The sequence below is a fragment of the Antrihabitans spumae genome (assembly GCF_043944905.1).
Classification (GTDB): Bacteria; Actinomycetota; Actinomycetes; order Mycobacteriales; family Mycobacteriaceae; genus Antrihabitans; species Antrihabitans spumae.
In genome coordinates this window covers 14,367-27,490 of record NZ_JBIMSN010000170.1, presented here as the reverse complement: position 1 = coordinate 27,490, position 13,124 = coordinate 14,367, and the positions used below count along the sequence as shown (strand labels likewise).

General features: G+C 62.2%; 14 protein-coding genes and 1 pseudogene. 13 read left to right on the top strand and 2 right to left on the bottom strand.

What is annotated here, in order from left to right:
- The 6 genes from ACHIRB_RS30785 to ACHIRB_RS30760 all read left to right on the top strand — a co-directional run.
- A partial coding sequence (locus ACHIRB_RS30785; RefSeq protein WP_395127837.1) for a hypothetical protein occupies positions 1–567 on the top strand: 567 nt, incomplete at its 5' end.
- Positions 564–980 (top strand): hypothetical protein, encoded by a 417-nt coding sequence (locus ACHIRB_RS30780; protein WP_395118491.1) that lies wholly within the window; start codon positions 564–566, stop codon positions 978–980. The genes ACHIRB_RS30785 and ACHIRB_RS30780, both read left to right, overlap by 4 nt.
- A complete protein-coding gene (locus ACHIRB_RS30775; protein ID WP_395118451.1) occupies positions 977–1,846 on the top strand; it encodes an RAMP superfamily CRISPR-associated protein in 870 nt (289 codons plus the stop codon). Before ACHIRB_RS30780 ends, ACHIRB_RS30775 begins: the two co-directional genes overlap by 4 nt.
- Positions 1,843–2,568, top strand: a complete 726-nt coding sequence (locus tag ACHIRB_RS30770; RefSeq protein WP_395118453.1) for a hypothetical protein — start codon at positions 1,843–1,845, stop codon at positions 2,566–2,568. The genes ACHIRB_RS30775 and ACHIRB_RS30770 overlap by 4 nt, the downstream gene beginning before the upstream one ends.
- 105 nt (positions 2,569–2,673) lie before the next feature.
- Positions 2,674–2,976, top strand: coding sequence for a WhiB family transcriptional regulator (locus tag ACHIRB_RS30765; protein WP_395118455.1), 303 nt, complete (start codon positions 2,674–2,676; stop codon positions 2,974–2,976).
- Between the two features lie 117 nt (positions 2,977–3,093).
- Entirely contained in the window at positions 3,094–3,258 is a 165-nt protein-coding gene (locus ACHIRB_RS30760) for a hypothetical protein (protein WP_395118457.1), read from the top strand.
- Between the two features lie 138 nt (positions 3,259–3,396).
- Here the strand turns inward: ACHIRB_RS30760 and ACHIRB_RS30755 are convergent, their stop codons facing one another.
- Complete coding sequence (locus ACHIRB_RS30755) at positions 3,397–3,564, bottom strand: hypothetical protein (protein ID WP_395118459.1); 168 nt, start codon at positions 3,562–3,564, stop codon at positions 3,397–3,399.
- 310 nt (positions 3,565–3,874) lie between these two features.
- Between ACHIRB_RS30755 and ACHIRB_RS30750 the strand changes: the two genes are divergently transcribed.
- From ACHIRB_RS30750 to ACHIRB_RS30740, 3 genes are all read left to right on the top strand, one after another.
- Entirely contained in the window at positions 3,875–4,477 is a 603-nt protein-coding gene (locus tag ACHIRB_RS30750) for a hypothetical protein (RefSeq protein ID WP_395118460.1), read from the top strand.
- Positions 4,478–4,652: 175 nt separating this feature from the next.
- Positions 4,653–5,546, top strand: coding sequence for a sigma-70 family RNA polymerase sigma factor (locus ACHIRB_RS30745; RefSeq protein ID WP_395118462.1), 894 nt, complete (start codon positions 4,653–4,655; stop codon positions 5,544–5,546).
- Positions 5,547–5,560: 14 nt separating this feature from the next.
- Entirely contained in the window at positions 5,561–8,734 is a 3,174-nt protein-coding gene (locus tag ACHIRB_RS30740; protein WP_395118464.1) for a DEAD/DEAH box helicase, read from the top strand.
- Positions 8,735–9,205: 471 nt separating this feature from the next.
- Here ACHIRB_RS30740 and ACHIRB_RS30735 read toward each other — a convergent pair whose 3' ends face one another.
- Positions 9,206–9,754, bottom strand: coding sequence for a recombinase family protein (locus ACHIRB_RS30735; protein WP_395118466.1), 549 nt, complete (start codon positions 9,752–9,754; stop codon positions 9,206–9,208).
- Positions 9,755–10,017: 263 nt separating this feature from the next.
- Here ACHIRB_RS30735 and ACHIRB_RS30730 point away from each other — a divergent pair, with 263 nt between their 5' ends.
- The 4 genes and pseudogenes from ACHIRB_RS30730 to ACHIRB_RS30715 all read left to right on the top strand — a co-directional run bounded on the left by ACHIRB_RS30730 (position 10,018) and on the right by ACHIRB_RS30715 (position 13,086).
- On the top strand, positions 10,018–10,821 hold the full coding sequence (locus tag ACHIRB_RS30730) for an LppP/LprE family lipoprotein (protein WP_395118468.1): 804 nt from the start codon (positions 10,018–10,020) through the stop codon (positions 10,819–10,821).
- Between the two features lie 264 nt (positions 10,822–11,085).
- A pseudogene (locus tag ACHIRB_RS30725) lies at positions 11,086–11,378 on the top strand (PhoU domain-containing protein); the annotation flags it as partial.
- 66 nt (positions 11,379–11,444) lie between these two features.
- Complete coding sequence (locus ACHIRB_RS30720) at positions 11,445–11,927, top strand: cation:proton antiporter regulatory subunit (protein WP_395118493.1); 483 nt, start codon at positions 11,445–11,447, stop codon at positions 11,925–11,927.
- 4 nt (positions 11,928–11,931) lie between these two features.
- On the top strand, positions 11,932–13,086 hold the full coding sequence (locus ACHIRB_RS30715) for a cation:proton antiporter (RefSeq protein WP_395118470.1): 1,155 nt from the start codon (positions 11,932–11,934) through the stop codon (positions 13,084–13,086).
- The last annotated feature ends 38 nt before the right edge of the window (positions 13,087–13,124 follow it).

Genomic DNA, 13,124 nt, shown 5'->3' with positions numbered 1-13,124 from the left:
TGCGCCGCAACGTCGGTGACGGTTTCCCCGGCCTCGGCTGCGGTGTCGCGAACATTCACTGGCTTCGATAGCTGGAAATGCCCAGCGGAGCGAGGGTTGTGCGCTCCGTGCGTGTGGGCCTACCGCACGCCTGCGTGGCGTCGCGACATCCACCGGGTGACGACAGACCCGGGAGTCGATCGACTGTCGCCGGTGAAGCTAGGTCAGATCCTGTCAGCTCCTTTGAGCGTCGAGGTAGCGGTGATCGTCCCGTTGCGTCCGGGTCGCAAGCATGTACTTCCGCACGCGCGGTGGGGCGAGGTGGCCGTCGACGATGTGTCGTTGCCGTGGCGCAGTAGTGATGTCGCGCTGTTCGCGGCTGTACGTAGGTTGCGGTCAGCGGGGTTCGGGGTGCGGGACTTACGAGAGCCCAGTCCGCCGTTTCAGCGGATGCAGACGATAGCGGGTCGGCGATGGCCGGCGGTGCTCAGCGATTGGGAGATTCTCGCTCCGATGCGGCCTATGTCGGTGTGGTGGGAGCTCGCGATGCGGGCCTCGACACCGAAGCAAAGTGGGGGTGCACGATGACGACACCGACGCAGCGTTGGCTGCAGGCTGCGCCGGCTAGCTTGCCGCGACTCAGTGGTGCCCACTCGACGGCCGAGCGGTTGTTGTTGTTGTTGCACTATGGGATTGACTGGGAATCGAGCTGGGTTGCGCGGCGGCGTGAGACCTACTGGTCGCATCACTTGCCGAACCGAGTTCGTCTCGCGACGTATATCGGTGCCAGCGATCTCGATCATTGGTGGGCAGTGGTGTCTCGCGGTTTGGAGTCCGAACCGTCGGGCGCTGAGCAACGTCTGGAGTTGGCGACATTGCTGCGTGAGCCTGCGGTGCCGGTGTTGGGGCTGTTGCGGTCGCGGCCAACGTCGTATGTCCTGCGGATCCGGATCGTCGCGGAATCTGTTCAAGCGCAGCGCGCGGCGCGGAGAAAGTCATGAGGTCGTCGGTGCGGTGGGATGTGGAACTGATTGCCTTGTCGTCGATTTCGCAGAAGGGAGAGGACAGCGGAACGACGACTACGCCGTTCCGTCGGGAACCGGTGATTCAACCCGACGGCACGGTCGCGTTGGTGCCGACAGTGTCGGGCAACTCATTACGGGGTGCGTTGCGGCGTATCGCTGAGGAGCTGTTCCGGGAGCAGTTCTGCTATGAAGGCCAGATTTCGTTGTCTGCGGCGCATGCGCTCCGTAATGGGGGCAGCCTGACGAAGGTCAGCGGAGACGGACTCACCGGTCGCCGCCGTCAGCAGCTACGTGAACTCGTGCCGCCTATCGCGGTCTTCGGAGGCAACGGTGGCGGACAACCGCCGATCGACGGTTGTCTGAAGGTAGGCAAGGTTGTTCCGCGGATCCGGGAAACGGAATCCATCGTGACCCGGCCGTTCCCGGGACCGTTGCTGAGCTGTTTCGAGATCTTTTCGCTGGAGTCCTACAGCCGGTTCGACGACACCGTGACCCGCGAGTTCCCCGAACCCATTGCGGTTCCAGACGAAAAGAAGGCGCAGTCGATGGATTCGATGTTGATGCGGTTCGAAGTGGAAACCTTGCCTGCAGGAACGCATTTCGAGACGTTTCTGAGAATGGATCGAGCGACGCCGATCGAAGTGTCGTTCTTCGGTGATGTATGGGAGCGATTCGCGCGAGACGGGTCTCTCGGTGGTCGCAGCTCCATCGGTCACGGGCGAGTCAGGGTGGAGTCACAGCGAGTTGTGTTGGCAGGCAGAGAACCTGAGCCGGTCGATTGGCGTGCCGAGCTCGGTCCGCGTCGTGACGACGTCATCACTGCATTGGGTTGGTTGACATGAGCGGCCGCTCGGGCGATCGACCGTTTCAGGTACGGGCATACCTTGCCGCTGGACTTGCACATGCCACACCCTGGGGCATCAGTTTGGACGGACTGCTGGCGGCGGAGATGTGGGCTAACCAGAAAGCTGCCGCGCTCGATCGGGGCGAAGAGGTCGGAGCAATGACCCCGGACGTTGCGCCGGCAGACCTCGACTTGCCCCTGGCACGCTGCAGCCTCGCTGGAAGCGACTGGCATTGGTGCGCTACGTGTTCTTATCCGGAAGATCAGAACGGCGATCCCGTTGTGCGGTACTGGGCGTCGCGCACCGATCACCGCGGGCTCGAGGAGCTGGCGACGCAGCTGCCAGCCGTTGTGTCCGATCGCCAAGGTCGCTACCGAGCCCGATACATGCCAGTGATGATCACCAACACCCGCACCGTCGTGTGGCGCGGGGTAGGAGATCAGAACGCCGTCGCGGAGCTCCTTGCAGGGTTGGACGTGATCGGGAAGAAGCGTGGCCATGGCGAAGGGCGCGTTTTGCGCTGGGAGTTCACGCCGCTACCCGACGAAGACGCCTGGACTGCTGCACACCAACACCCGGACGGCAGCCTGGGCCGCACCACTCCAACCCGATGCCTGCGAGGGCGACCCGCTCCACGATCTGGCGGCTACGGATTGGCAGGGCTGCGACCGCCGTATATGCATCCCACTCGCCTCCGCGAACTGCATCTCCCGATCTGACCTGTCGATTTCGGTGTCGTCCGAACTGTCCAGACTCCGGTTTAGCGTCTCGGAAACGACACCAAGTCAACCGGTTCCAGTCGACTCTCCGTGAAGGACACGACCATGACAGATTCAGACCTCGACGACTTCTCCGTTGGATTACTGCCGGTCGCCGAAGCCGTCGATTGGCGTCGATCCGCGCTGTGTGCGCAGACCGACCCGGAGATCTTCTTCCCGGAGAAGGGTGGAACCTGTGACGCCGCGAAGCGTGTCTGCCTCGGCTGCTCGGTACGCGATGAGTGCTTGGACTACGCGCTCAGCGCCGGTGAAGATTTCGGCGTGTGGGGCGGGTTGAGTGCACGACAGTTGAAGGCCTTGCGTCGGAATGCCGGTGTGTGGTGTGGGTCGGGTAGTGCGGCAGCATGACCGCAATTCAGTCCCGGACGGTGAGGTCGAGCACTGTTGTGCGGCAGACGAAATGGCATGAGCCGGGCGCGCCTTGCGGTCGAGATGCGTTCCGCGAAAAGCTGACAGACTAAGGCCATGATTCAGGTCGGCGAACTCGTAAAGATTCATCACGAAGGTTCCTCAGTGTTCGCGGTGCAAGAACTCCGTGAGGATGGACGCGCACTCGTCGAAGCTGTGGACGACGTCGCCGGTCGATATCCGTTTACCGTCAACACATCGGCGCTGGTCCCGGCTTCCTGAAAGGTTTCAGGCGTCATATTCGCACCAACGTTCTGCTCGTCGAGCACTCCACGCTGTCTATATCGGCCTCTACTGTGCCAGGCGATGGACACGTCGATCGACTTCACTGCATTGCCCATGTGTGAGCGAACAAAGCTGTCACCGGCGAACAGCCTTGAACCAGGCACAGTGATCGAAACAGTCCACCACGACGAGGCGGCGCGGCAGATATTTCGTTGTCGGTCCGTGGTTGTTGAGGATCGCGGTGCCGGTGGTCTTCTCGTCGCGTGGAATGGGGTCATTCCCGGTCAGCGTGCTGTTGTCCATCGCGGCTGCTTGGAGAACGCGGTAGCGATTGCATACCTCGCCGATTGTGGACGTCCGTCTGCAAAGACAGTGTGAAGTATGCCGAGATGCCGCCAACCAGGGACGTCCTATCGACTCTCCGTCCCCAGATTACCCAAGTGGTGGCCCGACACTTTGATGAGATGCGGCCCAGCATGTTAGCGTTGTCGTACCGGCCGCACTTTCGCGGCCGCCGAGGGGCCAACCCACTCGCAGTATGAGAGTGAATGCCTCGCGGGTAACAAAATAGGGAGTATCTGGTATGAAAACCACTGAGCTGCACCGTATTCGGGTGACTAGCGATACCTTCGATTTGCTCACGGACGCGAGTGAGTTGACCGGCCACAGTTTCGACACGGTGATTCAACTGTGGGCGGGAGCAGCGAGCGACGTGGGGTCGGAAGCAGCACGTCGTGCGCTTGGCGTTCGCGCTGCCAGTCAAGATGAACTACGCGCGAAGCTTTCGACCTGTGTGCCGAACTTGCGCATTGCAGCGATACGTCTCGACCGGTGGCATGCCGGTGCGTCGACTGCAGCGGACGGATTTGCGCGCACGCACGCCGGTGCGGATCTCACGACCGTTGGCACCGACCTTTGGTTGTCAGTTCGCGGCTATTGGGCGATCGCACCGCGATCGAATGCGATTGCGGCATATCGGCTCGGCCATTTTCTTGGCCTGTTCGCTGGAGTTACGTGGAGTGCCTCTGTCGACAAACGCCGATATGCACTCACCGGCTATCGAATCGACGGCGAGGATCGCGTTGATCCCGATAGTGGAGTGGTCATCGGCCGAGCATCCGATGACGAGGTCGCAGCGTTGAAATGTCTTGAAAGACATGCGCTGGCGATGCCGACCGGAGCGAAGAACCCGATCGCGAATCTGTTTACCGCCTAACGATTTCGTTCGGTGCACGATGACCGCATGCCCAGTGGGCATGCGGTCATCGTCGTTTTATCGGATCCTGACGGCGCCCACACCGCGATCGGTCGCGCTCGACGGCACTGCAACCTCAGCGCCATCGATTCCTCGTAGGGCGGAGCTGTCCACAGTCGTCGTTAGCGTCGGCCGTATGGCAATCCCAAGGTGGTCGAACGTTCTCCAGGAGTTCGCAGCTCAGTCGCTGCTTTCGGCAGCGGAAGAGGTCGAACTCGCGCAGGCGATAGAGGCTGGTCTGTATGCGTCGCATCTGCTGTCGACCGGCGGCGCGGGTACCGTGCGTCGCCGAGATCTGCGAGCAGTCGAGAGCGAAGGACGTGCTGCGTTTCAACGATTCGTCGGTGCGAATATCCGGCTGGCTGCGTGGCAATCGCGGCGCCGGATTGCCGTTCGTGCGAATGGGGAGCTCGACGTCGACGATCTGACGTCGGAGGGAGTGCTCGGGGTGATTCGTGCGGTCCAGAAGTGGGACTACAAGCGGGGCTTGAAGTTTTCGACCTATGCGATCAACTGGGTCAAGAACATGCAGCAACGTGCGATCCTGCGGTCGTCGGCGGTGTCGTGCCCGGACCGTGAGGCGGAGCGGAGTAGACACGTTGCGGCCGCCGAGTACGAGCTCACGGTCGAGCTGGGGCGTAGACCGTCGCTACGCGAACTAGCGGACAACGTGGGAATGTCGGTCCGTGCTGTCGAGGCGATGCTGTCGATGCTTCGTCCAGCGCGTTCTCTCGACGCGCCAATGTCTGACGGCGTCGGCGTTCGAACTCTTGGAGACACTCTCACCGAAAATCTGAGCGACGATCAACGCACGTCCCAGCAGGAGGACGTCACCGACCTTCTCGCGCGGCTCACCGAGCGGGAACGAACGGTGATCGTCGAGATGTTCGGTCTCGTCGACGGGACTGCCAAGAGCGTGTCCGAGATTGCGACTGCGCACCGCCTTCAGCCCGACATGGTCGCTCAGGTCGCCCACCGGGCCCTGACCAAGATGCGTCCTGTGGGCGCTGAGCAGAATCTCGCGGCCTGAAGGGACCATCGACGATGACTGCAGTACCGACCTCCGTGGCGGTTCAGCCTCGGACACACCAGCACGAAGCGATCACCGCGTTGTGTGACGTCTACGCATCCGGTGCGCGGCGAGCACAACTCCGAATGTTTTGCGGCACAGGCAAAACATTGGTCGGCCCCTGGCTTGCGGTGGCACTGCGCGCGCGAACCATTGTCGTATTCGAGCCTTCGATCGCGCTTGTTGCACAGACGATCTCGCAGTGGAGGATGGCTGGTCACAGTGTGCGGGCGTTGGCCGTTTGCAGTGACCCGACCAGTACGGTCGCGGCGGCGGAGGTCGGCGACGACGGAATCGACCCGTACGACGGTGTTCGTGACACAGACGGGGTGACGACCCAAGCCGGAGTCGTCGCTGGATTTCTGGATGCTGCGGTGATGTCGAACGATGAGCTGACTGTGGTGGTCAGTACCTATCACTCTGCGCCGGTCATTGCCGAGGCGATGAGGTTGGTCGACCAGGTGCACCAACTGGATCTTGTCATCGCAGATGAGGCACATCATCTTGCCGGCCGTACCGATGCCCGGTTCGAACCGGTGTTGAACGATCGCGCCATCCCGGCGCGGCGCCGACTCTTCCAGACTGCAACACCGATCGTGATGGGCAATCTTGCCGTCGTCGATCCTCTCGACGACCTCAGTGGCGCGTCGAGTCGGGTGCGGTCGATGGACACCGAATCAACGTTCGGTGCGATCGCCTACAGCTTGTCGGCAGGCGAGGCGATCGCGCGCGGACTGCTGCCCGACTATCGAGTCGTCGTAACGACGTCACGTCAAGATCCGGAGCATGTCCCTGACCGCGCCGCGTTGGCTGCACTTGTCGACACGGTCGGACAGTTCGGCGTGCGTCGGATCCTGAGTTTCCATAATCGGGTCGCCGGTGCGCGTGCGTTCGCGGAGCGGGTCAACGAACTCGGAACGGTAGACGGCCTTCCCGTCCGGGCTTTTGCCGTGGACGGATCGATGGCGGACGGGGATCGTCGCCGGATCCTGCACGAGCTGGCCGCCGATGAACCGGCCGACACGGTCACGGTGGTGAGTTCGGCGCAGTGCCTTCGTGAGGGCGTCGATGTTCCTGCAGTAGACGCAGTGTTGTTCGCGGATCCGCGAACGAGCGCAAACGGCATCATTCAAGCGATCGGGCGTGCTCTGCGCGCCCACCCGGACAAGACCGTCGGAACGATCGTGGTGCCACTGGTTCTCGACGGTGCCGATGACGACCAAGAACAGTTGGCAGACAGTCCCTACGGCCATATCTGGCGAGTACTTCGCGGGCTACGTGCTGAAGACACCCGCATCGCAGTAGATCTCGACCGTGCACGTCGATCCAGTGGGGTCTCCGGCGGCAGTGCTCCGGAGGATCTGTCGTGGCTCAAAATCGTCGGTGATGATCCCGGGGCCGTGCTCGCACGATTGCTCGAGCGTTCCTCGCCGCTATGGGAGAAGTACTACGGATTGCTGGTCGAGGTCGCCCACACGCGGGGGAGTGCCTCGGCCGTCACGTCGACCGCGGTTGTGAACGGTATGCCGCTGGGGATGTGGATGGTCGAACAACGCAGCCTCTACAGCAAAGAGCTGATCGATCCCGACCGCGCACGCAGGTTGGAAGAGGTGCCTGGATTCCGCTGGGCAGCTGCAGATGCCGCCGACGCACGTACCTTACCGACGCTCGATCAGATCGTCACCGAACGCGGCAGCCTCATCGAAAATAGCTGCGGGGCAAGCATCTACGCCGGACGAACGGACGGGCTCAATCGTCCGTTGAGCCGGTGGGTCGCGCGGAAAGTATGCGAGTGCCGTGACGGCACGATCGATCCCTGGCTGCAGGAAGAGCTGGAGAAGCGCGCAGGGTGGACTTGGACTCCACTCAGTGACGACGACGACGAAATGTTCGAAGCATTTCGCCAGTTCGTCGCATGGGAACGGCACGCCGACGTCCCTGAGGACCACGTTGAAGAGGGTCAACCGATCGGGCAATGGCTCGTCGGTGTTCGGCGCCGCAAACTGCTGCGCGCACTGCCGCCGGCATTGGAGGCACTGCTGTTGGTGTCTATACCGACAGACCGTAATGGCGATCGCCGATTCCCGTGGAAAACACCGGAAACCTGGTGGCAGATCGGCATCGACGCCGCACGCAGCTATATCGCGACAACCGGTACCGCAGCTGGCGTTCCGGTCGGACATACAGAGCTCGTCGACGGACACCACTTCAACCTGTATCAATGGTTCAGCCGGCTACGGCACAGTCACAAGAAGGGCGACCTCACCGCCGAACAGATTGCCGCTCTCGAACAACTTCCCGGCTGGAAGTGGCAACTGAGCCGGGCACGCGTCGCCGTGGGCGCCACAGTGGACCTCGGCGATACACCTCATGGGCGCCGCGGCTACTACGCAGGCTGTCACTGCACGGTCTGCGTCGAAGAGAGCCGGACATACGCCAGGGCAGCATCGCGCGACTTGGCGCGCAGACACCGGGAAGCATGGGTAGAGGCCACAGATGTCGCGGCCCACTTAAACGGCCTTCTCGCTCAGGAGACCGTGCAGGACAGAGCCGACCAGCGCATCACGGTCGGCGCGATCGCTGCAGCGGCCTGCGTCAACATCGGGTTGGTGCGCGGCCTGGTCAGTGGCCGCGAACTACGCTGCCACCCGCTGCATCGCCGCTCTTTGCTGTCCCTGACAGTCGACGACGTGCACGCCGCCCGCAGCGTGTCCCGCACCCGCGGCCGCCGCGGCATCGCTGACCGCAACATCCAGGTCGACCCAGCACCGACTTGGAAGCGAATCGACGACCTACTCGATCACGGCTGGACGCGATCAGCGATCGCCGCAGCGCTCGGCTACAGCCGGCGCTCGGTCCTACCGTTCACCCGCGACGCGGTCTCCGCTGCGCACGCGAAAATCGTCGAAATGCTCGTCGACTCGCTCGACGGAGACCTGGCACCACCCGCTCGTACACCCAGACAGGCGAAACGGAGACTGGCCGGTCAACGACAACCCCGGCACGATTCGGAGGCCGAAGAATTCGCCACCTCCCTACTATCGCAGGGCTACCGAATCGAGCACACCGCAACTCGCACAGGCCTTTCCATCGCCATAGTCACGGCGATTCACTCCACGCTATTCGGAACCAACGAGGACGTTGCATAAGGCATGGCCGGGTCGTACTGCACTTACTGCGGACACAGGTGCTTTGTTGCGGGCACACTCCCCGATCGCTCATGGTCCGGTCACATGGCAACTTGTGCCGAAGGTGCAGCACATGATCGCCATAAAACCGGGTTCGGCTACACAACAGCAATCAACGAGTCCACGTCATCAAAGCCGTAGAGAGGATTCCTGCGTGAGCGATCCAACGACAGACTTTGCGCACTCCTCCACAGCGCAAGCCCGCCGACACTCGAAAGCACTGGTATTGGCGCGCTTCCTCTGGAACCGCGGCATCAACGCCGACGAGCTAGCTAACAGTCTTCCGCTCACGCAGTCGGGAAAGATTGATTACTCTCGCCTTACGCCCACCCAGTTCACGCCTGGTCCCGAATTCAGATCATCGCCGGAGGGAGGTATAGAAGATTGAGTTGTGATCCTTCGGCTGTCTTGCCTCGCTCTTCTGTTGGCTGGTCATTTTAGATACCGATACAGGGTCGATCGCGAAACACCCACGACGTCTCGTATGTCGGCCAGGGACATGCCGCCGGCCCGCATCCGCCTGGCCTGTTTGATCTTTGCATCGGACATCGCCCGCGGACGGCCACCCAACCGGCCCTGCGCCCGTGCGGACGCCAACCCAAGCTGTGTGCGTTCACGGATCAGGTTGCGCTCGAACTCAGCCAACGCCCCGAAAATCGAGTAGATCAACTTTCCACCCGACGTCGTCGTGTCGATCGACTCCGTCAACGACCGAAACCCCACACCGTCGGATTCGAGATCCTCGACAGTCTGCAAAAGGTGGGGGAGTGATCGCCCGAGCCGATCGAGCCGCCACACCACCAGAGTGTCCCCGGAACGCAGATGCGAGAACAGGTCCGACAACTCCGGGCGCGACGTCGTCGCACCGCTCGCAGTCTCCACCCACACCCGTGCGCATCCAGCAGCGGTCAGAGCGTCTCTCTGCGCATCGACACTCTGCTCGGTCGTCGACACCCTCGCGTACCCCAAAAGCTCGCCCATGAGCATCGAGTGTGTCAGAACTCAACCATATGAACCATTTTCCGCTCGGGGTTTTGGACACGACTTTTGACACATACGGCGAACGCCATCGGTGTCTCGAAACCGGCATGTGTCTAAAACGAACGTTATTGACGCACGTCTGATATTTCGGACTGCGGTCCCGGAATCGTCCAAGCGATGGCGGCCGTGGGTAGTCGCCGACCAGAACTGCACGATAGTCCGGCAAGAGCAAGAAAACCTTGCCGTGTGCTAGCTTGTCAAGCATGAGCAACATCAACGGATCGGTGCATATGCCCCTTGGTCCGCTCTGGAGCGATATCGAGAAGGCATTGACCGACCATGCAAGGGCCTGGATGCAGCAGCAGGGAATGCAAGCCCCGGTGGAGGATCCCCGAGAACTTGCAAATCGGCCTTCTCTGTCGCCTCAGCAGCAAGATCAGCTTCGCGATTTCTACGTGGCGAAGTTTGCACTTGCAGTTGCCGTCGGTCTGGGACGTCAACAGCGCGATAGTCTGGACGCTGCAAGGCAATTCGGAGCCACATACACGCAGCTGTCGAAGGTGACCGGATACTCGAGGCAGTCGATTCAACAGCGATGGGGATTGACCGACCGCGAGCTACGAGATGCGCGCAGCGCAATCGCTGACGCAATCTCGGTGCTTCCTCCGCCCCTGAGCAACCCCTCAGATGCACAGTGGCGGTTGGTGCCGGACCGTCACAATTACGACCCCGATGCTCAGCTCTGGGCCGCCGAGATCTCCATCGAAGGCGCAACCGGCAGCTCACCCAAGCAGGTCCTGCTATTTCAGAAGCAGAAGTTTCTCGGACCCGTCACCAGTGCAGACACCGATGCGAGCTTCGCTTACACAGAGATGCTGACGGCGGGATACACGAACTCCAGTGTGCGGGTTCAGTTCAAAGTCAAAGATGCGGCACAACACAACGCCGCCCCTGAAATCAAACGCCTCACGGTGCTGTTCCGGTGGATGGACGACGAAGTCGTACGTTTCGGTGATGACCTGCCCACTGGTGCAACGTCTTTCGTCAGAGATGGGCGATCGGCGTGACGTCGCCGAATCGCTGGACCACCGACGTCGAGATCGAGCGCTCGAAAGAGCTCACGCGTGGAAACGCGCAGACGACTGTCCGGCACCACTACGTTCCGCAGGCCAGTGCGGGTAGGACGGGCTCGATCACAGCCCACAGGTCATCGGAAATCTCATCGGCGCGCAACACATACCCAGCATCACGCATCAAGCATCAAACATTAAGCAGACACGCTCTAGTCGCAGTTCCTGGCCTCGACCAGCAGCTGTCGACTCTCGACACGCGTGACTACCGGCCAGGCAGAACAACTCCTCGAACGAATGGGCTGGTTGGCGGGCGAGTTGGCAGGTCTGGCCGAGCAGGTGCTCCGAACCCGAGACCCGAACTGGCTGCGGAATTGGATCGACGCAACGACGAACTCGACAGCCTGTACCGCCAGCAGCTGGCGCTGATTCAGGATCCCGACTGGAGCGATAGCGTCACTGTCGCCGTCGACGCGACGTTGCGCGGCCGGTTCTATGAACGTTTCGGTAACCACATCGTGGTGGTCGGCCGCCGCCGGGTGATCTTCTTCACCGCCTGTTCGATCAGGTACGGACCTTATCCTCGCTCCGATGACGGATCATCCTCGATGATGGGATCTATGGATGTCAGAGAGATACTTCTCCCCGGCGTTGGCCTACGCTACGAGTTCGACAATCAGGACGGAGACCGGATCGGCGTCATCGCAAGGCGTACTGGAGAGTTCGAGATCGTGGTGTACGCGGGCAGTGATCCGGATGAGGCGCGGCCGGTGTTCCGGCTGACCGGCGACGAGGCCGACACGCTCGCTCAGATTCTGGGAGCACCTCGGATCGCCGAACGGTTTGCGGACCTCACGCGTGAGGTGCCGGGACTGAACGCCGGACAGGTCAGTGTTCGGGCGGGCAGCCCGTTTGCCGATCGACCGCTGGCAGACACACGCGCCCGCACCCGAACCGGTGCGTCGATCGTGGCGATCGTCCGCACCGAGGATGTGATCGCGTCACCGTCGCCGGCGGAGATGCTGCGCTCGGGAGATGTGCTGGTGGTCATCGGTACCGCGGAGGGTATCTCCGGAGTCGAGCGCATTATTGACGGGGACTGAGCGCGTGCAGGTTTCGGTGGCGCTGCTGTTGGAACTGGGCGTCATCCTGACGGTGCTCACGGTGCTCGGTGCGGCGGCACGCCGGTTCGCTCTGTCGCCGATTCCGCTCTATCTGCTGGCCGGTCTGGGGCTCGGAGAGGGTGGTGTGGCGCCGGTGCCGGCCGCCGGCGAGTTCGTCACCATTGGCGCGTCCATCGGGGTTGTGCTGTTGCTGCTGACTCTGGGACTGGAATTCTCGATCACCGAGTTCGGCACCAGCCTGCGCCGGCACTTACCGTCCGCTCTGGTCGATGTGGTCCTCAACGCCACTCCCGGCGCGATCGCGGGACTGCTGCTCGGATTCGACAGCGTAGGTGTCCTTGCCCTCGCGGGCGCCACATACATTTCCTCATCGGGTGTGATCGCGCGCCTGCTCAGTGATTTGCGCCGGCTCGGCAATCGCGAAACTCCCGCGCTGCTGTCGGTACTCGTGCTTGAGGACTTCTCGATGGCTGCGTATCTGCCGGTGCTCGCGGTGCTCGCCGCAGGTGGAAGCTGGTGGCAGGCCGCGGTGGGTGTGCTTGTTGCCGTCGGTGCACTGTGCGTCGCCTTTGTCGCATCGTATCGGTGGGGCCACCACGTCGGTCGGATGATCTCGCATTCGGATTCGGAGCAGCTGTTGCTTCGAATCCTCGGGTTGACGTTGATCGTGGCCGCGTTGGCTGAGCTGGTTCATGTCTCCGCGGCGGTCGGTGCCTTTCTCGTCGGGCTCACGCTCACCGGTGAAACCGCCGACCGAGCGCGGGTACTGCTCAGTCCGTTGCGGGATTTGTTTGCGGCAATCTTCTTCGTGGCGATCGGGTTGTCCGTCGATCCACAAGAACTGCTGCCCATGCTGCCGGCGGCGGTGGCGCTCGCGGTCGTGACCGCCGCGACGAAAGTGGCGACGGGGAGATTCGCAGCGCGTCGAGACGGCGTGGCACGGCGCGGCCAGTTACGTGCGGGTACCGCGCTGATCGCTCGGGGAGAGTTCTCGATCGTGATCATCGGACTGGTCGCCACCACGAACGACGAGATCGCAGCCGTTGTCACCCCGTACGTCTTCCTCCTCGCGTTCGCCGGACCGGTAATCACACGATTCGTCGGCACCGAGACCCGCACACGGGGAGCCGTGCCTTGACAAGACTGCTCTACCCACGCAACCGTCCGCTGGTCGTC